Below are 20,852 nucleotides of genomic sequence, written 5' to 3' on the forward strand. Positions count from 1 at the left end.
ACGGGCGCAATTGCGCCGTACAAAGGAGAACCTGCAGTGATATTGAACAACCCTAAGCTCTTGCGCCAACAAGCCTATATCGATGGTGAATGGCTGGCTGCCGACGATGACACTACTATTACTGTGGTCAACCCTTCGACCCATGTCACCATCGGCCAGGTTCCTCGCATGGGTAAGGCCGAGACCCGTCGTGCCATTGAGGCCGCTGAGCGCGCGCTGCCCGCCTGGCGTGAGCTATCGGCGAAGGAACGCGCCAACCTGTTGCGCCGCTGGTACAACCTGATCATCGAGAACCAGCACGATCTGGCCCACATCATGACCCTGGAACAGGGCAAGCCATTGCCCGAAGCGTTGGGAGAGATCACTTTCGGCGCTTCCTACATCGAGTGGTATGCGGAGGAGGCCAAGCGTGTTTACGGCGATCTGATCCCGGGTGCCGTGGACAAGCGTCTGCTGGTCATCAAGCAACCCGTGGGTGTTTGCGCAGCCATCACCCCATGGAACTTCCCCAGCGCGATGATCACCCGCAAAGCCGGGCCCGCGTTGGCAGCCGGTTGCACCATGGTCATTAAGCCTGCCTCTCAAACTCCATTTTCGGCATTGGCGTTGGTCTACCTGGCCGAGCAGGCGGGCATTCCAAAAGGTGTACTGTCAGTGGTGACCGGCGCGGCAGCGGAGATTGCCGGAGAGCTCACAAGCAACCCGGCCGTGCGCAAGATTTCTTTTACCGGCTCCACCGAAATCGGTCGCCAGATCATGGAAAGGTGCGCGCACGACATCAAGAAAGTCTCTCTGGAGTTGGGGGGGAATGCACCTTTCATTGTGTTTGAAGATGCCGATCTCGATGCTGCGGTGGAGGGCGCGCTGGCCTCCAAATTCCGTAACGCCGGGCAAACGTGCGTCTGCGCTAACCGCCTGTACGTCCACGACAAGGTGTACGACACCTTCGTCGACAAACTCGCCTCCGCGGTGGGTGCGCTGAAGATTGGCGACGGCTTAGCCGAGGGGGTCACCCTGGGTCCGCTGATCGACGGCAAGGCCGTTGCCAAGGTGCGCGAGCATATCGAAGACGCGCTGGACAAGGGCGCGAAGGTCATCACGGGTGGCGCGGTCCATACCCTAGGCGGCAACTTCTTCGAACCCACCATCCTGGTCGATGTGCCTGACCATGCTCGGGTATCCAAGGAAGAAACCTTCGGCCCGCTGGCGCCGGTCTTTCGCTTCTTCGATGACGCTGAGGTCATCGCCAAAGCCAACGACACCGAGTTCGGCTTGGCGGCATATTTCTATACCGCGAACCTGGGCAGGGTGTTCCGCGTTGGTGAGGCCCTTGAGTACGGCATTGTTGGGGTTAACACCGGAATCATCAGCTCAGAGGCGGCGCCCTTTGGCGGTATCAAGGCATCCGGTGTCGGCCGGGAAGGTTCCAAGTACGGACTCGAGGACTATCTCGAAATCAAGTACCTGTGCCTGGCAGGCATCTAACCTGCGCCAGATCCGCCGCTGTCTGTTTTTCAATTGATCGCTTTCTTCGTGACCGCAACGGCATTGCCCTGCGGTCCAGTTAACGCTGTGTCGTAAAACATAAAAACAAGGATAAATCGACATGTACATCTCTTGGAAACTGCCGTTGGGGCTCGGGCTCCTTTCGTGCATTGCTTTACCCGTATCCGCCGCTGACCCTTCATCGCAGTGGGGGTCGGGAGACTGGGGAGGCGTACGCAGTGATTTGTTGGAGCAGGGCGTGGACGTCATCGTCGGGTACACCGGTGAAGCGGCCACCAATGTCCATGGCGGTTACAACCATGACCGCACCGCACGCTACACGGCACAGTGGGCACTTGGAACGCACCTGGATTTACAGAAACTGCTGGGCTGGAATGACGCAGAGTTCCAGTTGTTGGTGACCGAGCGTAACGGCAACAACCTCTCTAACGATCGGGTCGCTGATCCACGTACGGGCCAGCTCAGTTCTGTTCAGGAAGTGTGGGGCCGGGGGCAAACCTGGCGCCTGACCCATATGTGGTATCGACAAAAGTTTTTCGACGGCGCACTGGACCTCAAGCTGGGGCGCCTGGGGGTCAACGAAGACTTCAACAGTTTCCCTTGTGACTTCCAGAGCCTGTCGTTCTGCAGTGCGCCCATCGGCAACGTCGCCGGTGATGTCTGGTACAGCGGTCCTGTCAGCCAGTGGGGAGGGCGGGTTCGTTACAACATCGATGAACAGTGGGCGGTGCAGATCGGGGTGTACGAGCAAAACCCTTCGAACCTGGAGACAGACAACGGCTTTAAACTCAGCAGCAGCGGTACCAAAGGCGCACTGGTGCCAGTAGAGGTTATCTGGAAACCGACGCTGGGTAGCGAAGCTCTGCCGGGTGAATACCGCTTGGGCTACTACCACAGCAGCGCCAGCGCCAATGATGTGTATGTCGATGTTAACGGCGAGCCGCAAGGGTTGACCGGCCAGGCGCCCAAATCCCGCAGCAGCAAACATGGCGCGTGGATCATGGGCCAACAGCAACTCACCTCCCATCAAGGCGATGCGTCACGTGGGTTGAGTGTTTTTGCCAGCGTGACCGTCCACGACAAGGCCACCAGCAGCATTGAGAGTTTCCAGAACATCGGCGCGGTCTACAAAGGCCCGTTCGATGCCCGGCCAAAGGATGACATCGGCCTGGGTGTCGCTCGGCTACTGGTCAACGATGCCGTGACCAACCGCCAGCGCCAGATCGATGAAAGCACGGGCATTGACGACTACGACAACCCGCAATACGTCCCCATTCAGCACAGCGAATACGACATTGAGCTCAACTATGGCGTTCATGTCACCGACTGGCTGACCGTGCGCCCGAACGTGCAGTACGTCCGTCACCCCGGCGGCGTTTACGAAGTGGATAACGCCTTGGTCGCAGGCGTGAAGCTCCAGGCGAGTTTCTAAGCGTTTGACTCATTAGCCCGCCTGCTAACGCGGCGTTTTTATACGCAATTGAACATTGTAGCGTCGGTGTCAGAGCAGTAAGTACTTGCTGTCTAATGTCCCCGTAACGATTGAGAAGGAAAACTAAAATGAGTAAATCCCAGGGAAAAGTTGCTTTTGTTACCGGTGCAGGTCAAGGGATCGGTGAGGCCATTGCTTTGCGATTGGCGTCAGATGGTTTTGCGGTGGCCTGTGCTGATATGAATATTGAAACCGCAAGTCACGTTGCTGAAAGAATCAGAAAAAAGGGTGGGAGAGCCTTGGCGATAAAAGTTGATGTGGCCGATCGCGATGATGTCTTCAACGCTGTGCAGGAAGCGGTGGATGGCCTGGGCGATCTGCATGTTGTCATCAATAATGCGGGTATTGCGCCTATTGCTCCAATTGAATCTATTACGCCAGAGATCTATAGGAGAACCTTTGATATCAATGTGGGTGGTGTTTTATGGGGTATACAGGCCGCTGTAAAGGCGTTCAAAACGCTAGGGCACGGAGGCAAAATCATCAGTGCTTCCTCGCAGGCAGGTCATGTCGGAAATCCAGACCTGGCTGTTTATGGTGGGACTAAATTTGCAGTGCGTGGCATCACCCAAACGGCGGCCAGGGAGTTGGCCCACCTCGGCATTACGGTGAATGCATATTGCCCTGGCATTGTGAATACACCCATGATGCGCAAGGTTGCCCAAGAGGTGGCGGACAATGCTAATCAAAGCGTTGAATGGGGGATGGAGCAATTTGCCCAGCATATTGCGTTAAAGAGACTTTCTCAGCCAGAGGATGTTGCTGGCTGTGTTTCATTCTTGTCCGGCCCTGATTCTGACTATATGACAGGCCAGGCTGTCATTATTGATGGTGGAATGGTCTTTAATTAAGTCTTAACTAGCCGCTGTGCACTGCCGAAGAAAAACAAGCCCCGGGCAGGCGTCGCCAATCACTCAAGCTGATCGACGACGCCGTGTCCTGGTCTGAAGCGTTGACGGTGGGCTGACGGTTTCCAGTGTCACTTGGACTGAGCAATCAGTCGCCAGCCGTTGCCCAAGATAAAGGCCTTATAACATCGCGTCTGACGTGAACCGTTACGATTGCCCCAAACGCAAACTGCCGACGCGCTGGGGTTCCCAGAGCGTCGGCAGGCTTTGAGCCTGCAGTGACTTACGCTTTGTTGGATGCTTTTGCCGCCACGGCGCCGTTGCCCAGCAGCGCGACGACCAGTGCTGTCGCAGACAGGTAACGGGCATTGATCAGTGGGCCCGCGTCAACCTTGCGTGGTGTGCGTTTTGATGGGGTCAGTTTATAGGCTATGAATTTGAGATAAATAAGGAAAAATATGATTAACCGATCCACCTAGCGAGACAATGATGGGCGGAGCGTTGGAGATGCAGGTCGGGTCCGGACGGGCAAGGTCTGATTCAGCACTTATCCAGAAAGCCTTGCAGGTTGGTGGCGGATTTTTCCGGATTCTTCAACGCTAGGAAGTGGTCGCCCTGTTCGGCCCTCATCCATGTCGGCATTTATTGGCGTTGATCGCAGGCTGCGTACAGGATCACGGCGACGCAGAGTGCCAAGACCAGCGCAGAAAACAGCATCGCGGTGGATAGTCCAGCGGAAAAATCAGTTTTATCCGAATGGGCGATCATCGTGCCGAAGACGGCGACGCCGATCACGCCGCCCAGTTGCCGGGCGGAGGCCATCAGTCCGGAGGCGATTCCAGCGTCGTGCTGTGTAACCGAGGACAGCATCGAGTTGGTAATGGACGGTACCGACATTGCACTGCCAATACCCACCAGCATCAGCGCACCATTGAGCAGCCAGAGCGAGGTGTTGGAAGTGATTTGCGAAAGCGCGATGAACCCGACGATCTGAACCGTGAAACCCGTCGTGATAATACGAGTGGCACTGAACCGTTTGGCGAACCTTGACGAGAGCATCGTTGAAAGTGTCAGCACCGCCGTCAGTGGGATAAACGACAACCCCGTTTTGAACGCGTCGTAGTGCAGGAATGTTTGAAAGTAAATGCTGAAGACAAAGACCGTTCCATAAAAGGTCAGATTGATCGCAGCTCCTGCGAGCGCCATGCTCCCCAATACTTTGTTTTTTGCCAGGTGAGCGGGCAGCATCGGATGTTTTACCCGACGTTCAATCAGAATAAATGCCACCGCACAAATCACGGCAATTGCCATCGCGGTGAGTGTTTCGCTTACCCAACCTTTTGCACTGGATTCAGTTAAGCCATAGGTCAGTGATGCCAGGCAAATCGCAACACTGATTTGCCCTGGAGTATCGACGTGCTTATCAACCCGAGGAGAGGCGGGGGCGTAGCGCAGGATCAGCCCGATAGCCAGCAGGCCGATAGGAATATTCAGCAGAAATACGCTTCGCCAGCCGAAGTACTCGATCATCAGGCCACCGATCACGGGACCGGCCGCCAGTGCTATACCCCCACAGGCGCCCCAAAGCGCAACAGCGGCACGACGTGCATCGGGGTCATGAAATGACACCCGGATCAGGGTGAGTGATGTCGGTATCAGGAAGGCCGCGCCAATGCCCTGAACGACGCGCATGGTGATCAGCATGGTCATGCTGTCCGCGAGAGCACAGCCAACGGAGGCGAGGGTAAAGATAGCGAAACCCGCGGCAAAGACGGATTTTGCCCCCCATTTGTCGCCCCACGCGCCTCCCAGGATAAGCAAGGCAGAAAAAGGCAGCGCATAGCTGTTAATGAGCCACTGCAGGCCTGTGAGGTCGGTGCCGAACGCACTCTTAAGGGCACCAAGGCCGACGTTCACGACGCTGACATCTAGTTGAACGACAAGAAACCCCAAACAGGCAGCGGTCAGAATCGCGCGTAACGAAGAGGGTGATTTGAATAGAGAGGTCACTGCTTCACAGCCCCAGGCATGTCGTGGTTGCGAGTCGATCAGCCACCGCCAGCGAAGTCAGGGCGTGCCTGGCTATCGCTGGCAGCATTCGCTTACACGAACTGCAGAACGTCTTTAACGGCTTTACGCGGCTTTTGCGGCCAGTTGGCCGAGCCAGGATAGCCAACGGTGATCAACATCACTGGAATCTCAGTCGCGGAGAGACCAAATACCTGCGCCACTGCCGACTGGTCGAAGCCGATCATGGGCGTCGAAACAAGGCCTTGGCCATTGGCGGCAAGCATCAGAGTCATGGCGGCCAGCGATCCTGAGCGGATCGCTTCGTCGCGTTGTAACTGCGGGTTTTCCTGGTACATGCCTTGAGCGGCGCCCACCCACATATCGTAGATCGCCTGGTCAATGATGCCGGCATCCAGCGTCGGCTTCAGGGCTGAAGGCAGAGTTTCATGAGGATTGAGGGTGCCACAGACAATAAAGGTCACGGCTGCATCCATGACCTTCTGTTGACCGTAGGCCAATGGCAGCAACCGCGCCTTTGCTTCGGTGCTGCGGACTGCCAGGAACTTCCAGTTTTGAAGGTTGAAGGCGGAAGGGGCATGCGTAGCCAGATCAATCAGCTCGGCGATCTGTTGATCCGTCAACTGACGTTCAGTGTCGTAGCTGTTGGCGGAAATTCGGGACTTAATGACTTCAGCAATACCGGACATGGTGATCTCTGTGTGGGAAAGGGGATGCGCGCAGTCCCGGTTGTTGTCGTCGAGCCTGCGCTTTCAATGAACTTAGCGGCTGAAGCCGTCGAATGGGGTCATGTACACCGCCCCGAACGGGTCCAGGCGTTTGCGGACTTCGGCATTCGGTGTGCCATAGACCACCAGACTGGCAACGCTGCACAGTTCGAGGAACCGCTTGCCGAAAGGCGCAAAGGTGGTGTCTACGTGGCTGACGACGGCATCGGCGTTATAGCGTTCAAGGATGTGAACGGTGCTGTTGTCTTCGTTGACGCTGTATTCGTAAACCAGCGTGTCAGGCTCGGTGCTGGTGGCTGCCACGATGTTCGCGATCAGCGCCTTGAACTCTGGAAGTTCTTCGGGTTTCACAGCGAGGGAGAACAGGCAGGAGATATGTGGGTGCATGGATAGCTCTTCCGTCAGAGGCTTCATAAGAAGCCTGTTGAGGATGCATCGCTGGCCAAGCCGATGCATTCGGTGCTGATGGGGGGTCAGGATTTCTCGGGGGCGTCCCCGAACAGTTTGCCGGCGCCCGCCCAGTCCGAAGCCGCAACGTCTTCAAAAATGACGTAGATATAGCTGGCATCGGTACCGGTGTGTTTAACGATGCTTTCGGTGATGTCTGCGGCAACAGCGGCTTTTTGCGCGTGTTCTTTACCTTCGAACCAGCTCACACGTACGACGGGCATGATGGTGTCCTCTTGGGGCATTGATCTGGAGAGAGGTGCGCGATGTGTCATCACGATCTGCACCGTTATCTTTCTAGAACCCATCCTACTGTTGAACTTGCTAGCGATAAATGGCCTGAAACTATAATCTTGGTAGACTAAAATTCTACAATCGGCGAGCCGGCATGGTACCTATCGATTCGTTTCAGGGCGTCATCACATTCGTAGTGGCTGCGCGCTCGACCAGCTTCACCCAGGCCGCTGAGCGCCTGGGCCTGTCAAAATCCGCCGTAGGCAAAGCCATTGCGCGTCTGGAAGAGCGCTTGGGTACCCAGCTGTTTCATCGCACCACTCGCCGGATTTCCCTGACCGCGGACGGTGAGGCCTATTTCGTGGCGTGCTCTACAGCCCTTGAGGAAATTGGTGCCGCAGAGAGCGGATTGGGGCCCGGCGGTGGTGAGCCTTCTGGACGACTGCGAGTAGACGTCCCTGTGGCATTCGGTCGTCGTGTCATCGCCCCGTTGCTGTTTGAGATCGCCAACAAGTACCCGGCTTTGCAACTGAACTTGACGTTTTCCGACCACCTGGTTGATCCCTTCGAGGAGGGGATCGATTTGTTGGTCCGCTTCGGAGAACTGCAGGACACCAGCGGTCTGGTGGCGCGGCGGTTGACCCGACAATGCTGGGCCATTTGTGCCGCCCCCGACTACCTGACGCGCTTTGGTGTTCCGCAGACCCTGGAAGATCTGAGTAATCACCGTTGCATTGTCGGACATCGACGCGGCCAGCCGCTGTCGTGGCGGGTCATGCAGGCGGGGCAGACCGTACGTTACGCGCCACCCTCGACCCATCAGATTGGCGACGGGGAAGCCATGATTCTCGCAGCAGTCGCCGGCACGGGGTTGTGCCAGATGCCGCGCAGCCTGTTCCAGGAGGATATCGAAGCGGGCAGGCTGGTGGAGGTTCTGCAAGCGTATGAGCCGGAAGCTGTCGATGTGCATGCTGTCTGGCCAAAGGTGTCCCATCTGCGGCCGAAGGTGAGGTACGTGGTCGATGAACTGGTCAAGCTGTGTGAGCATTGGCAGTGATGCAGGCTGACGTTATGTGAATGTCCATCGTTGGATGAGCACAGCTGCATAGGCAGCCTTCATGACTCAATCGCTGAACAGATCAAACATCAGCTGCCGGAACCATTTGTTGGCCGGGTCCCGATTGTATTTACCGTGCCAGAACAAGTTGATCGCGATCTCGGGAAGCGGCAATGGCAGAGGCAGGGTCGTTAACCCAAATGGGCCCGTGCAGCTGTTGGCGAAACGCTCGGGCACCGTGGCGATCAGGTCTGTGTTCTGCAGGATATGGCCGACAGCGACAAAGTGCGGAACCTCCAGTCGAATGTCTCGTAGCAGACCAGCTTGCTGCATATGCGTATCGATATCTCCATGCCCGGTGCTGGCGGCAATGATCCTGACATGCCCGAACTCGCAAAAACGCTCCCGTGTCATGGGTTGTTCAGTGAGCGGGTGGCCCTTGCGGCATAAGCACACGTAGCGATGGTGAAACAGGCGTCTCTGGTAGAAGCCCGCTTGCAGATCCGGCAGCAGTCCCACGGCCAGATCCACCTCGCCATTGGCCATATTCTCGGAAAGATCGGCATTGCTGCGCAATGTGCTGACCGATATTCCGGGGGCCTGTTTGAGTAGGGCGTCGATCAACCGTGGCACAAAGTAAATCTCCCCGATGTCGGTCATTGCCACGACAAAGCGCTTCTGGCTGGTCGCCGGATCGAACTCGTCATGGCGATTGATAGCACCGTGCAGGAGGCTGATCGCCTGAGACACCGGTTCGGCCAGTTGAGCGGCATAGGGTGTCGGCTGCATCCCCTGATGGGTGCGCACAAACAGCTCGTCGTTAAACGTGGTCCGCAGACGTTTGAGCGCATTGCTGACGGCGGGTTGAGTCAGCCCAAGGTTCTCGGCCGCAGCTGAAACACTTCGATCCACCAGCACCTGGTGAAAGATTACCAGCAGATTCAGATCCAGTTCACGCAGGTTCATCGCGACTTTTCTCGGCTTGGAGGCGGCTCATGAAGGGTAATGCGTATTCAGGTTGGTGATAGTGTGTATGGAGCTTGGGGTATTTATCAATGGTTTGTGAATAGTCATGATCGGGCTATTCCAAAAACAACACATAAGGTTTTCCCCCATGAGTAGCCCTCATTCTGTCTTGCAAGTAGGCATTGTCGGCGGCGGTATCGCTGGCGTTGCCTTGGCACTTGATCTTTGCCGTCATCAGCATCTGGAAGTGAAATTATTTGAATCTGCTCCTGCCTTCGGCGAGGTCGGCGCAGGCGTGTCCTTTGGTGCGAACGCCGTCCGGGCCATCGAAGGGCTGGGCATAGGCAAACCCTACGAACTCATCGCTGACCGCACCCCGCAACCCTGGCAAGACATCTGGTTTGAATGGCGTCGTGGCGTCGATGCCGGTTATCTCGGTGCCAGCGTTGCCCAAGGCGTCGGTCAGTCCTCCGTTCACCGCGCAGATTTCCTCGACGCCCTAGCCACGCAATTGCCAGAGGGTATCGCCTTCTTCGGCAAGCGTGCGGTTGGCGTCCATGAGACGGGGGACAGGGTCAGCGTTCAGTTCACTGATGGCACGGACTATCAGTGCGACCTTTTGATCGCAGCCGACGGTATCAAATCCTCGATTCGCGACTATGTACTTCAGGGACTGGGGCAGCCTTTGGTCGCGCCCCGATTCAGCGGGACCTGCGCCTACCGTGGAATGATCGACAGTGAGCAACTGCGCGCCGCCTATCGCGCTGCGGGTGTTGATGAACACCTGATCAACGTCCCGCAAATGTACCTTGGGCTCGACGCACACATTCTCACTTTCCCGGTCAAGCGGGGCCGATTGATCAACGTGGTTGCATTCGTTTCTGATCGCACTGACCCCAACCCGGTATGGCCGCAAGACATACCTTGGGTCAAAAGCACCAGCCAGGCCCAGATGCTGGAAGCCTTCTCTGAGTGGGGTGATGCCGTTCGCGTACTGCTCGAGTGCATCCCCGCGCCTACCCTCTGGGCACTTCACGAACTGGAGGAGCTTGCAGGCTATACCCATGGCCGCGTAGCGCTGATCGGTGACGCTGCCCACGCCATGCTCCCCCATCAGGGGGCCGGGGCGGGGCAGGGGCTGGAAGATGCCTGGCTGCTCGCGCGTCTTCTGGGGGACCCTCGGGTGCTTCAAAGTGACGCCCAAGGCGTGCTTGAGGTGTACGACGCTATCCGCAGACCGCGCGCCTGCCGTGTTCAGCGAACGTCCTGGGAAGCTGGCGAACTCTACGAGTTTCGAGACCGTCAGGTCGAAGATCAAGAACCCCTTCTGTCGACAACCCTGGCCAGTCGTTTCGACTGGCTGTGGAACCACGACATGCAATCGGACCTGGCAGAGGCTCGCACCCGACTCGGGTGGGCAGAGACCATTTGATTGCGTTCCTGCAATGCGCCAGTTCGCAGGGGCTGGTGCGGTATACCCACAACAATAAAAATGGATTGATTGGTGAGGTGCACTTCATCGATGACGAAGCCATGGCCGCTGCCCACGAAGTGCCAGGACGTTTTGCACAAATGACATTTGATTTTCAACTGCGCCCGGCAGCTAACCGTGGGGCAGAACAACGGAGCAACCGCCCGCGTGCTCTTCAAGAAGCGTAAGTCAAAGCGGCATACCCAGAAAAACTTATTCAAGAGGATAAAGGCATGTCCACAAGCGATCTCACAGCCATCGAAGTAACCGTCGCCGTGTTGCGTGAAGCAGGTGGCAAGCTCCATCTTGAGCGCGCAAAGCTGGCCGCCCCGCGTGCCGACGAGGTCCGCGTGCGTGTCGTGGCTACAGGTGTTTGCCACACCGATATGGTCGTTCGTGATCAGCTCTTTCCTACGCCGTTGCCAATCATCTTGGGCCACGAAGGTGCGGGCGTGGTTGAGGCGGTGGGCGCTGCGGTAACAACCATTGTTCCTGGCGATCATGTGGTCATGACTTACATGTCCTGCGGCTTGTGCCTGCCCTGCGAGACCGGGCATCCCGCACATTGTTCCCATATGCATCCGCTGAACTTCGGTGGCGGGCGCCTCGACGGCAGTACTTCCACCTGCAGTTGCGAAACCGATGCCCCGATACATGACCATTTTTTTGGCCAGTCTTCCTTTTCGACCTACGTCATTGCGAACGAGCGCAATGTCGTGAAAGTGCCCAAGCATGCACCGCTCGAATTGCTGGGCCCGCTGGGGTGTGGCATTCAGACGGGCGCAGGTTCGGTACTCAAGGCTCTGCAGGTAGAGGCGGGAGCCAGCTTCGCCGCCTTCGGTGCTGGCGCGGTAGGCTTGGCTGCGGTGATGGCGGCCAAGATTGCTGGCGCGACCACCATTATTGCCGTCGACGTCACGCCGAGTCGCTTGAGCCTTGCGCTTGAAGTGGGTGCCACCCACGTGATCAACGGCAGGGAAGAAGACCCGGTTCAGCGCATTCGCGAGATCACTGGCGGCGGGGTGAACTACAGCCTGGAATGCTCGGGCCGCGCAGAAGTATTGCGTCAGGCCATCGACGCCCTCACAACGCTGGGGACGTGCGGGATTGTAGGGGCGACCAAGATGGGTACTGAGGTCGCGTTCAACATCAACGACGTCATGATCCCCGGCAAGCGGATCATGGGCATTGTCCAGGGCGACGTGGTCGCCAACGCCTTCATTCCCACCCTCGTCGAACTGCACCTGCAAGGTCGCTTCCCGTTTGACAAACTGTGCCGGTTCTACGCGTTTGACCAGGTCAACGAAGCGATGGCCGACAGCGTAAGCGGTATCACGATCAAGCCGATTCTACGCATGCCGGCTGCGGCCGACCTGGCGTGATTGTTCAGGCTCATTAAAGGAACCCAAGATGAATGTTCAGCTCGTAATCGACAATATCCCGCAAGATGCCTCGGACGGTAAGACCTACCAGCGTGTTGACCCTGTCAGCGGCAAGGTTGTCACTACCGGCGCCGCCTGCAGCGTCGAAGACGCCCGGCGTGTTGCGGCCTCTTCGCAGCAGGCGTTCAAAACATGGTCGAAGGTCGGTCCTACCGAACGTCGTCGTCTGTTGCTGGCGGCAGCCGATGTACTGGAAAGCAAGATGGACCTTTTCTGCAGTGTCATGGCAGAAGAGATCGGTGCTTCCCAGTTATGGTCGCAGTTCAATGTGGGGGCTTCGGCCAACCTGCTCCGTGAAGCCGCCGCACTCACGACGCAAATCAAGGGTGAAACCCTTGCCACCGACAACCCCGGCACTTTATCGGTAACCCTGCGCCAGCCCGCCGGTACGGTATTGAGCATCGCGCCCTGGAACGGCCCGGTCATCCTTGGCGCCCGATCCATCGCCTACCCATTGGCGTGTGGCAACACCGTTATTTTCAAAGGTTCGGAAAATAGCCCGCGCACCCATGAGTTGCTGGCGCAGGCCTTCTATGAAGCGGGCTTTCCGCCCGGCGTGTTGAACTTCATCATCTCTGCGCCCGAAGATGCCGGTGCTGTGACGGAAGTGTTGATTGCCCACGATACGGTTCGCCGGGTGAACTTCACCGGTTCGACCAAAGTTGGCCGGATGATTGCCCAGACCAGTGCGAAACACCTCAAGCGCTGCCTGTTGGAACTGGGCGGCAAGGCGCCGTTTATTGTGCTCGATGATGCCGACCTGGATGGCGCAGTCAATGCCGCAGTGTTTGGTGCCTTTCTGTACCAGGGGCAAATTTGCATGTCGACCGAACGGTTCGTTGTCGATGAAGCCGTGGCAGACGTGTTCGTTGCGAAGTTTGCGCAGCGTATCCGCGGTCTTGAGCAAGGTAGCCCGGTGACCAACCCGGCCAGCGTAGTAGGTCCGATGATTTCCCAGGGCTCCGTGCGGCGCATCAACCAGTTGCTTGACGACGCCATCGGCAAGGGCGCGACTATTGTTGTCGGCGGGCTGGCGGAGCAGGCGCAAATGGCGCCGACTCTGGTGGACCGAGTGTCCTCGGCGATGGACATCTACGATGAAGAAACCTTCGGCCCGGTCACCACGGTGGTCCGAGTCAAAGGCGCCGAGCAGGCTCTGGAAGTCGCCAACGACACCGCGTTCGGCCTGTCATCGGCGATTTTTAGCCGCAATGTCAGCCTCGCACTGGACCTCGCCAGCCGGTTGGACGCGGGTTGCGTGCACATCAACGGGGCCACCGTGCAAAACGAGCCTCAGGCACCTTATGGCGGCATGAAGAACAGTGGCTACGGCCGGTTCGACGGCAGCGCTGTTATCGAAGAGTTCACCGAAGTGAAGTGGGTCACGGTCGAGCCCTCCGACCAACCTTATCCGTTCTGACGCCAGGGCACTGAGACCGGCTCTGCGGAGCCGGTTACCGGTATTCCTTGCTTCACGACGACGCCCTTAGGTTGCGACAAGCGGGAGCATTTGCCATTAGCGCCTCGATAAAGTACAGCAGTCCGTTTAGCTGGTTCGTTACCGCGAAGTGGCAGAAGGAGAGCGATGTCCGTAATCACCCGGAAGGGGAGGCTTACGGGATCAAGCTCACATTTGCCTTTAGATTTGCTTCTATAGCCTGAAGGGCTGGCACTTCACTTTAGCAAAGGCTCTATCAGGGTGTGCAGGCATTACCCCCGTGATTGATTGGGGGAGTAATGCCCGGTGCGCGCAGATGGGTATCGTCGGCCGTACTGCCCGCGCCTTGGCATTGGGCAACTGATTCCGACGCTTGGCATGGGGACAAGGCCGCAGATTTCACTTGAAAGTCTTTTGCAGCATGGAAATGATCAGTGCAATGGCGGCTACTACGATGACAGCCCAGAAGTATTCCATGCTTGCGACCAGGGTTGATTGTTGGTGCAAGGATTGTGCAAGCGTCGACACTGAAATCTGACTGGCTGGGCCCGCGCCTACTGCAGGGGCGAGTGCTTGAGTCAGCATCTGAGTCTGTTCCAGATAGAGCGGATCGCCTGAGCTGAAATGCCCATTGAGGTTGTTGTATTGCAGGGTGGTCCGCCATTGCAGAAACAGGGTGGCAACGGTGGTGCCGAGTGCCATGGCAATCTGCCCCAGCATACTTTTGATCTGATAGGCATGGGCGAACAGCGTGTCATGGTGTGTCACATCACGAAATGTCTGCATGGCCGCCGTGGCGAGCACCAGCATCACGAAGCACCCGTTAAGCACCAGCGCAGGCAAGATGTTTGACCACATATTGGCGTCGGGTGTCAGGGATGACAACAGCATGCCAAAACTGATCAGGGCAACGAATCCGGCCACGAAGAACTTCTTGGGCGCCGGGTACTTTGGAATGACGATGGCCATGACGATCCATGTCAATAGCGCGCCGGCCAGGCCAAAGGCCTGGAACGTACCGATGGTGTCCCAGGAGTACCCCAGCGCCGTTTGCAGGAAATAAGGCAAGATATAGTTGTTGCTGCCCAGCACAATGTAGGTGAAGCAGAACAACGCAACCCCAAGGATGTAGCGCGACTGCATCAAGTCTCTGACCTTGAGGAAAGGCGCCTCTTTACCGTGTTCGGCGTGGAAGAAGATATACACGCCCAGCGCGGCCAGCAGCGCGAAGGCGAGGAGGATGAACGTCTCGTTGTAAAAGTCGTAGTAGGAGCGCTGGAGCACATACAGCAGGAAGAAAGTGCTGACGGATAACAACAGGATGTTCGCCGGGCTGGAGGGCGTCTGGTCATCTTCATGAATCGGTGTGTTGGGTAAAAAACGTGTGCAGAGTACGGCCGCCGCCGACGCACCGGCGATCAGTAGCCAGAAGATCGCGTGCCATGTGTCCTCGACTACCACCAGTGATGAAAGAAAGGGCGCCGCTGCCGTACCGCTGGCCAGCCCCGTGGCGAATACTTTTACCCCGACGAATCGCCCGGGACCCGGCGGGAGCAGATTGACCATCAGGCGCGCGGAGGTCATGAACGAGGCGCCTCCCAGCGCCATGACCACGCGGCCGGCGGTGAAGGTGGTCAGGTCACTGCTGACGCCGCACACGAACGCACCCAACACGTAAATGCTGATGGAGCCTAGCATGTAGTTGCGCCAGCCGAGCCGTTCCACCAGCCAGCGCTGTTTTGAGATGACCACCACCGCGATACACGCATAGAGCGCTGCAACCAGGGTGAACTCTTCAGGGCTGGCGTCGATCTCACCGCGGATGGGGGCGGAGGCAAAGGCGATCATGCCGGCCTGCAGATACTCCAATGCGCACAGCAGCCCTACGGTGATCAACAAGGCGGCGTTTTTCCGGTACATGAAATACCCCGTCAAGGTTTCAGATGCTTGGCATATTGGCCACGGTCATCGTTGGCGCTGATCACTTGCTCCACGACGTCATTGGCGTCCTTGAGCTCATTTTCAAAGACGTTGGTGCTGTAGGCCGGTTGCGCGGGCGTCTTTTTATTGAGCACCTGGCCACTGGTGTCGGTGGTATCTACGGACACGTGCATGGAGAGTCCGAGGCGCAGCGGGTTGGCGGCGATTTCCTCGGGTTGCAGGGCGATTCGCACCGGCACGCGCTGGGTCACCTTGATCCAGTTACCTGTGGCGTTCTGGGCGGGCATCAAGGAAAACGCACTGCCGGTACCGACATCCAGGCCCACGATGGCGCCGTGAAAAACCACTTTTCGGCCGTAGGCATCGGCACGCAGCACCACGGGTTGGCCGATCCGCAAATCCTGGATCTGCGACTCTTTGAAGTTAGCGTTCACCCACACTTGATCAAGCGGAACCACCGACATCAGCGCCACGCCCGGATTGATGCGCTGGCCAACTTGCACGCTGCGTTTGGTGATCAGGCCGGTAACCGGCGAGTAGATTTGCGTGCGATGCAGGGAAATAAAGGCATCGCGTAAATTGGCCGCGGCCACCAGCACGTCGGGATGGGTGCGCAGCGTTGTATTGTCGACCATCGCCAAGCGAACGGCCAGTGCATGCTGGGTGCCGTCGAGGCCTGCGAGGGCGTTTTTGAGGACTTCCTCGGCATGGCTGATCTCTTCGCGGGAAACAGCGCCGCTGGCGGCAAGTTGACTGCGCCGGCGGACGTCGTCCTGGGCCTTGCGCACGTCGTTCTGTCGTTGGCTGACCTCAGCTTCCAGTTGCTGCACCTGGTAATACTGGGTCCGCGCCTGACGCACGGCGCGGGCCAGGTTGGATTGGGTGCGTTGGTACTGGATCTCGGCATCAACGGCGTTGAGCGTGATCAGAGGCGCATGGGCATCGACATGGTCGGTGTTATCGCCGCTGATCACCGTCACGGTGCCGCTGACTTGGGACGTCACCTGAACGATGTTGCCGTCCACATAGGCATCGTCGGTAGATTCGGTACCAAGTCCCAACAGGTACCAGATCCCCAAGGTTGCCATTAACAGCGCAATGCCCAGGATCAGCAGTAACTGGGGACGATAGGAAGCTTTGGGTTGAGCGAGATCGACGGGGGAGGGTGTTTGGGTGGTCATGATTTATCAGCTACGGTTGGGAGTGCAGGGGCGGTGGTGGGGAACTCGGGGCGGTAGCCGCCGCCCAGCGCCCGGCTCAAGTTGGCTTGCAGAGAAAGCGCTCGGGACTGCAACGTGACCAGTTGACGTTTCTGGGTCAGTGTCGCGTTCTCGGTGGCCAGCACTTGCAGGTACGTGGCCAGCCCCGCGCCATAGCGCAGGTTGACCAGATCGGACGCGGCCTGGGCGGTGTTGACCGCTTCGAGTTGTTGGGCCAGTCGCTCTTTTAACCAACGCAGCGAAGACAGTTGATCGGCGATGTCACGTAGCGCGTCGATCACGGTCTGGTTGTAGTTTTCAACGGCCAGGTCGTAAGCCGCATCCTGAGCATCCAAATTGCCGCGCAAGCGTCCACCCTCGAAGATGGGCAGGCTGATCGCCGGCGAAAAGCCCAAAATTCTGCTGCTGTGGTCGTTGAAAGTGTCGAACGCGAGGCTTTGCAGGCCAATAAAGGACGTGAGGTTCACGTTTGGGTAAAACCGGGCTTTGGCCACATCAATCTCATGCCCCGATGCCTCTACGCGCCAGCGTTGAGCGATCACGTCGGGACGGTGTCCGATCAGCTCGGCAGGAATATGGCTGGGTAGCGCGATGGTGTTGCTTGCCTGAATGTGGGGGCGGGCAATCGAGCGTCCACGGTCAGGTCCCTTGCCCAGTAAAGAGGCGAGCTTGTTCTGGTTCAGCTCAATTGCTTCCTTGAGGCCAGCAATATTGGCCCGGCTGGCGGGAAGCGAGGCTTGGGATTGCTTGATATCAATTTGCGTGCCCAATTCGGCGGTAAAACGTTGCTGCGTCAGCTTTTCAATGTGGACTTGCTGGTCGAGTAACGCTTGAGCAACGTCAAGTTGCTCATAAGTGTCCTGCAAGGCGATATAGGTTTGCACGATGGATGACGATAGCATCAGCGCAGCCGCATGGCTGTCGACCTCAAGCGCATTTCGACGTCCCACGGCGGCTTCAACGGCCGAACGATTTTTACCCCAGAAATCCAGTTCGTACCCGACATTCAGCGTCGCCTGGTCGACATTTTGCCAGGTGCCTTTCACGGGCGCAGGCGTGGTGCCGTTAGCACTGAAGCGTTCGCGGGTGGTACTTGCCGCTGCGTCAACACGTGGCAACAGCGAGGCACTTTCGATGGCCTCCAAGGCGCCGGCCTGGTGCACACGAGCGGCGGCGGAGCGCAGTGTTGGACTGTCTGCGAGCGCCTCTTCGACCAAGGTGTTGAGCTGCGCATCGTTGAAGCTGGTCCACCAGGTTTCGGTTGGCCAAGCGGCAGGCGATAACGTGATGCCACTATTGGCCAGGGTTTCACTGGCATCCCCGGGTGAGAGCATTTTGGACTGGGGCTTCAAGTCGCTGAAAGAGCAACCGGCAAGCAGGATCAGCACGACAGCGGCTGACGCTTGGGCGGCAAAGGGGCGTCTGGATCGTACGTCCGTAAACTCCTCATTTTTTCGACTGTTCATGAACGGTATTCTCTGGCGTAAAGACTGACGGGCAGCAATGAAAAGGTGACGGGTTATGAGCGCGATGAAGCTAATAAACACTGTCAGTGTCGTTATGGGCAAAAAAATGTTCAGGTACCCAACCAACTATCGAACTCTCAAGCCCTTGACGATCACAGCGACCGAATTGTCGATGTCATCAAGATTTTCCAGGTTCGCGGTGACCAGATGCAGCCAGGACATGCCTGTGAGCATCGAGACGGCAACCTCCACCGCAGGACCGTCGATAATTTCCCCTGCGCTCACTGCTCTGGCGAATATCTTGCGCAAAGTACGTTCGCGGCGCGGTAGAAATTCTTCTCGGAATTCCGCAATGGCCTTTGAATCCAGCTGAATTTCAATGAAAAAACTGCGAAGGGTTTCCCCGGCGCTTGACGACCGCCACCAACTCCAAAGCGAGCGCAAATGCTCGATCAAATCCTGTTCCAGATTCCCGGTGTCGGGGGAGGTGACGAAAGTTAACGCTGCGCGCTCGTAAACATCCCTCAACAAAGCGCCTTTGCTGCGCCACCACCGATAGATGGTCGGCTTGCTTGACCCGGCGCGCTCGACAAGTGCATCCATGGTAAACGCCCGATATCCTTGCTCTTCAAGAATAGCTGCGGCCGCTTCAAGGATTGCCTCGGTGCTTCGCGGGCTGCGCACCGCGCCAATCGAGGATCGGCTGCGCGGTTTGGCAGACGTGGACTTGGGGGTCTTTTGGGTCATGGGCTTTACGATGCTCGAAATCGGTTGTTCAGTGCCTTGTGGATTCTATAGAAACTGTCAGTGTTTATACAATAGCGTTTTTTCAGGGACAGCGTAATTAGCTGATGGTCTGGGGGGCTGCTTGCCGACGATGAGTTGAAAGCTTGCAGGCATTGCTGTCTATGGGAACCGTCTGAACGTCAGGCAGATACGCGGGACGACCGCAGCGTTGGTTTTCATCAATGCATGAAGCCAATATTGCTGTGTGCCCCCTCGCATCACGATCAGTTGTCCATGGTGTAGTCGGTATTCATCCCCCATGCCGAGACGGCAAAAGTCGTGACTACCGGCGTATGGCTTGGCAACGGGGCAGGTCTTGTTGGCGGGGTTGAGCGACGAAAAGCGGTTGCCATCGACCTGCGCCCCAATATTCACAGGCGAAATAGGCTGTATATCGGTTGCTGCATTTACTGATACTGCAGCTCCCGTCCATGATCAGTCTTATCCAAAAATAATACCTATCGAATAGGATTAATATGAGTCACAAACGAGCTTTGCGCATAGGCATCATTGGTGGCGGTATTTCCGGCGTTGCCCTGGCCCTGGATATCAGTCGTCACCCTCACCTTAACGTCCAACTCTTCGAATCGGCGCCTGCTTTTGGCGAAGTCGGTGCCGGTGTTTCATTCGGCGCAAATGCGGTACGCGCGCTTGAGGGCCTGGGGCTTGGCGAACCCTATCAAAATATTTCCGACCGGTCTCCCGAGCCTTGGCAAGACGTCTGGTTCGAATGGCGCCGCGCTACCGATGCGGGCTACTTGGGTGCGAGCAAGGCGCCTGGGGTCGGGCAGTCCTCGGTGCATAGAGCCGACTTCCTCGACGCTCTGGCCAGCCGCCTTCCAGAGGGCATCGCTCATTTCAACAAGCGTGCGGCGAAAGTCGAGCAACAAGGGGATGAGGCGCGCGTGCAGTTCGCCGATGGCACCTATTACACCTGCGACCTGCTGATCGCTGCCGATGGCATCAAATCGGCCTTGCGCAACCATGTGCTAGGCGGTATTGGCGCCCCTCCAGCAGTACCGCGTTACAGTGGAACGGTGGCCTACCGCGGGATGATCGACAGCCAGTACCTGCGTGAAGCCTACCGCGCTGAAGGTATCGACGAGCATTTGGCTGTCGTACCTCAAATGTACTTGGGGCTTGATGGCCACATCCTGACCTTTCCAGTCAAGCAGGGTCGAGTCATCAATGTGGTTGCGTTCATCACGGATCGCAGTTGCCCGGATCCTGTTTGGCCTCAGGATACGCCTTGGGTACGTAACGCCACCCAGGATGAAATGCTGGCTGGGTTCATCGGTTGGGGAGATGCGGCCCGCGTGCTACTCGAGTGCATTCCAACGCCTACCTGTTGGGCACTGCACGATATTGATGAACTACCTGGCTATGTGCATGGCCGTGTAGCGCTGATTGGCGATGCCGCGCACGCCATGTTGCCGCATCAAGGGGCAGGGGCAGGACAGGGCTTGGAGGACGCTTACTTTTTGGCACGTTTGCTGGGCGACCCGAGACTCAATGCCAGCAATATTGGGGCTCTGCTCGATGCGTATGACCTGCAACGTCGTCCGCGCGCCTGTCGTGTGCAACGCACCTCCCGCGAAGCCGGTGATTTGTACGAATTGCGCGACAAGGTAGCAGGCAACAACGAGCCGGTAATGCGCGCAACCCTGGAACGCCGTTTTGACTGGCTATGGAATCATGATCTGGACGCCGACGTGGCTGCGGCTCGCCAGAGCTTGGGTTGGGAAAACCTCGCCAACTTGCCTGATTAGTCCTGCGTATACG

At 57.6% G+C, this 20,852-nt stretch carries 18 protein-coding genes and 1 pseudogene; 10 read left to right on the top strand and 9 right to left on the bottom strand.

The annotated features are described in order from the left end of the window. Nucleotides 1-36: 36 nt before the first annotated feature. The 3 genes from gabD (at nt 37) to AC1ME2_RS26265 (ending at nt 3,849) form a co-directional block, all read left to right on the top strand. Nucleotides 37-1,485 (top strand): NADP-dependent succinate-semialdehyde dehydrogenase, encoded by a 1,449-nt coding sequence (gabD, locus tag AC1ME2_RS26255; RefSeq protein ID WP_480438100.1) that lies wholly within the window; start codon nt 37-39, stop codon nt 1,483-1,485. 121 nt (nt 1,486-1,606) lie between these two features. Further along, nucleotides 1,607-2,938: a carbohydrate porin gene (locus tag AC1ME2_RS26260; protein ID WP_480438101.1), complete on the top strand. Its 1,332-nt coding sequence runs from the start codon at nt 1,607-1,609 to the stop codon at nt 2,936-2,938. A 128-nt stretch (nt 2,939-3,066) separates the two neighbouring features. Continuing rightward, on the top strand, nt 3,067-3,849 hold the full coding sequence (locus tag AC1ME2_RS26265) for a (S)-acetoin forming diacetyl reductase (RefSeq protein ID WP_480438103.1): 783 nt from the start codon (nt 3,067-3,069) through the stop codon (nt 3,847-3,849). Nucleotides 3,850-4,488: 639 nt separating this feature from the next. Here the strand turns inward: AC1ME2_RS26265 and AC1ME2_RS26270 are convergent. From AC1ME2_RS26270 to AC1ME2_RS26285, 4 genes are all read right to left on the bottom strand, one after another. Then, the gene (locus AC1ME2_RS26270) at nt 4,489-5,856 is read right to left on the bottom strand and encodes an MFS transporter (RefSeq protein ID WP_480438104.1); all 1,368 of its coding nucleotides are present in this window, start codon (nt 5,854-5,856) and stop codon (nt 4,489-4,491) included. Between the two features lie 92 nt (nt 5,857-5,948). After that, the gene (locus AC1ME2_RS26275; RefSeq protein WP_480438106.1) at nt 5,949-6,563 is read right to left on the bottom strand and encodes a nitroreductase family protein; all 615 of its coding nucleotides are present in this window, start codon (nt 6,561-6,563) and stop codon (nt 5,949-5,951) included. Nucleotides 6,564-6,635: 72 nt separating this feature from the next. Beyond that, nucleotides 6,636-6,989: a putative quinol monooxygenase gene (locus AC1ME2_RS26280; RefSeq protein ID WP_480442339.1), complete on the bottom strand. Its 354-nt coding sequence runs from the start codon at nt 6,987-6,989 to the stop codon at nt 6,636-6,638. Nucleotides 6,990-7,075: 86 nt separating this feature from the next. Next, a complete protein-coding gene (locus AC1ME2_RS26285) occupies nt 7,076-7,273 on the bottom strand; it encodes a tautomerase family protein (protein WP_201021264.1) in 198 nt (65 codons plus the stop codon). Nucleotides 7,274-7,437: 164 nt separating this feature from the next. Between AC1ME2_RS26285 and AC1ME2_RS26290 the strand changes: the two genes are divergently transcribed. Next, complete coding sequence (locus AC1ME2_RS26290; protein WP_480438107.1) at nt 7,438-8,340, top strand: LysR family transcriptional regulator; 903 nt, start codon at nt 7,438-7,440, stop codon at nt 8,338-8,340. 66 nt (nt 8,341-8,406) lie between these two features. Here the strand turns inward: AC1ME2_RS26290 and AC1ME2_RS26295 are convergent, their stop codons facing one another. Next, nucleotides 8,407-9,306, bottom strand: coding sequence for a LysR family transcriptional regulator (locus AC1ME2_RS26295; protein WP_480438108.1), 900 nt, complete (start codon nt 9,304-9,306; stop codon nt 8,407-8,409). A 148-nt stretch (nt 9,307-9,454) separates the two neighbouring features. Here AC1ME2_RS26295 and salA (AC1ME2_RS26300) point away from each other — a divergent pair, with 148 nt between their 5' ends. The 5 genes and pseudogenes from salA (AC1ME2_RS26300) to AC1ME2_RS26320 all read left to right on the top strand — a co-directional run. Next, nucleotides 9,455-10,738: a salicylate 1-monooxygenase gene (gene salA, locus AC1ME2_RS26300; RefSeq protein WP_480438109.1), complete on the top strand. Its 1,284-nt coding sequence runs from the start codon at nt 9,455-9,457 to the stop codon at nt 10,736-10,738. Continuing rightward, nucleotides 10,735-10,965 carry a hypothetical protein gene (locus AC1ME2_RS26305; RefSeq protein WP_480438110.1) on the top strand — a complete coding sequence of 77 codons (231 nt, stop codon included), beginning with the start codon at nt 10,735-10,737 and terminating at the stop codon, nt 10,963-10,965. Before salA (AC1ME2_RS26300) ends, AC1ME2_RS26305 begins: the two co-directional genes overlap by 4 nt. A gap of 45 nt (nt 10,966-11,010) precedes the next feature. Next, nucleotides 11,011-12,159, top strand: coding sequence for an NAD(P)-dependent alcohol dehydrogenase (locus AC1ME2_RS26310; protein ID WP_480438111.1), 1,149 nt, complete (start codon nt 11,011-11,013; stop codon nt 12,157-12,159). 28 nt (nt 12,160-12,187) lie between these two features. Further along, nucleotides 12,188-13,639: an aldehyde dehydrogenase gene (locus AC1ME2_RS26315; RefSeq protein WP_480438112.1), complete on the top strand. Its 1,452-nt coding sequence runs from the start codon at nt 12,188-12,190 to the stop codon at nt 13,637-13,639. 44 nt (nt 13,640-13,683) lie between these two features. Further along, a pseudogene (locus AC1ME2_RS26320) lies at nt 13,684-13,881 on the top strand (transporter); the annotation flags it as partial. 175 nt (nt 13,882-14,056) lie between these two features. On the opposite strand, the gene AC1ME2_RS26325 reads toward AC1ME2_RS26320, so the two are convergent. From AC1ME2_RS26325 to AC1ME2_RS26340, 4 genes are all read right to left on the bottom strand, one after another. Continuing rightward, complete coding sequence (locus tag AC1ME2_RS26325; RefSeq protein WP_480438113.1) at nt 14,057-15,577, bottom strand: MFS transporter; 1,521 nt, start codon at nt 15,575-15,577, stop codon at nt 14,057-14,059. Between the two features lie 11 nt (nt 15,578-15,588). Beyond that, nucleotides 15,589-16,779 (bottom strand): EmrA/EmrK family multidrug efflux transporter periplasmic adaptor subunit, encoded by a 1,191-nt coding sequence (locus tag AC1ME2_RS26330; protein WP_480438115.1) that lies wholly within the window; start codon nt 16,777-16,779, stop codon nt 15,589-15,591. Next, entirely contained in the window at nt 16,776-18,284 is a 1,509-nt protein-coding gene (locus AC1ME2_RS26335) for an efflux transporter outer membrane subunit (protein WP_480438117.1), read from the bottom strand. Before AC1ME2_RS26335 ends, AC1ME2_RS26330 begins: the two co-directional genes overlap by 4 nt. Nucleotides 18,285-18,410: 126 nt before the next feature. Beyond that, nucleotides 18,411-19,031: a TetR/AcrR family transcriptional regulator gene (locus AC1ME2_RS26340; protein ID WP_480438118.1), complete on the bottom strand. Its 621-nt coding sequence runs from the start codon at nt 19,029-19,031 to the stop codon at nt 18,411-18,413. Between the two features lie 515 nt (nt 19,032-19,546). Between AC1ME2_RS26340 and salA (AC1ME2_RS26345) the strand changes: the two genes are divergently transcribed. After that, nucleotides 19,547-20,839 (top strand): salicylate 1-monooxygenase, encoded by a 1,293-nt coding sequence (salA, locus tag AC1ME2_RS26345; protein WP_480438120.1) that lies wholly within the window; start codon nt 19,547-19,549, stop codon nt 20,837-20,839. Nucleotides 20,840-20,852 lie beyond the last annotated feature (13 nt).

It is taken from the genome of Pseudomonas sp. ASL9 (genome assembly GCF_056680335.1).

Bases quoted from the DNA above. Each gene is read 5' to 3' on its own strand.
- AC1ME2_RS26325 (WP_480438113.1), bottom strand. From the start codon at position 15,577: ATGTACCGGAAAAACGCCGCCTTGTTGATCACCGTAGGGCTGCTGTGC.
- AC1ME2_RS26315 (WP_480438112.1), top strand. From the start codon at position 12,188: ATGAATGTTCAGCTCGTAATCGACAATATCCCGCAAGATGCCTCGGAC.
- salA (WP_480438109.1), top strand. From the start codon at position 9,455: ATGAGTAGCCCTCATTCTGTCTTGCAAGTAGGCATTGTCGGCGGCGGT.
- AC1ME2_RS26310 (WP_480438111.1), top strand. From the start codon at position 11,011: ATGTCCACAAGCGATCTCACAGCCATCGAAGTAACCGTCGCCGTGTTG.
- AC1ME2_RS26290 (WP_480438107.1), top strand. From the start codon at position 7,438: ATGGTACCTATCGATTCGTTTCAGGGCGTCATCACATTCGTAGTGGCT.
- AC1ME2_RS26340 (WP_480438118.1), bottom strand. From the start codon at position 19,031: ATGACCCAAAAGACCCCCAAGTCCACGTCTGCCAAACCGCGCAGCCGA.
- AC1ME2_RS26265 (WP_480438103.1), top strand. From the start codon at position 3,067: ATGAGTAAATCCCAGGGAAAAGTTGCTTTTGTTACCGGTGCAGGTCAA.
- AC1ME2_RS26335 (WP_480438117.1), bottom strand. From the start codon at position 18,284: ATGAACAGTCGAAAAAATGAGGAGTTTACGGACGTACGATCCAGACGC.
- AC1ME2_RS26295 (WP_480438108.1), bottom strand. From the start codon at position 9,306: ATGAACCTGCGTGAACTGGATCTGAATCTGCTGGTAATCTTTCACCAG.
- salA (WP_480438120.1), top strand. From the start codon at position 19,547: ATGAGTCACAAACGAGCTTTGCGCATAGGCATCATTGGTGGCGGTATT.
- AC1ME2_RS26275 (WP_480438106.1), bottom strand. From the start codon at position 6,563: ATGTCCGGTATTGCTGAAGTCATTAAGTCCCGAATTTCCGCCAACAGC.
- AC1ME2_RS26285 (WP_201021264.1), bottom strand. From the start codon at position 7,273: ATGCCCGTCGTACGTGTGAGCTGGTTCGAAGGTAAAGAACACGCGCAA.
- AC1ME2_RS26330 (WP_480438115.1), bottom strand. From the start codon at position 16,779: ATGACCACCCAAACACCCTCCCCCGTCGATCTCGCTCAACCCAAAGCT.
- AC1ME2_RS26280 (WP_480442339.1), bottom strand. From the start codon at position 6,989: ATGCACCCACATATCTCCTGCCTGTTCTCCCTCGCTGTGAAACCCGAA.
- AC1ME2_RS26260 (WP_480438101.1), top strand. From the start codon at position 1,607: ATGTACATCTCTTGGAAACTGCCGTTGGGGCTCGGGCTCCTTTCGTGC.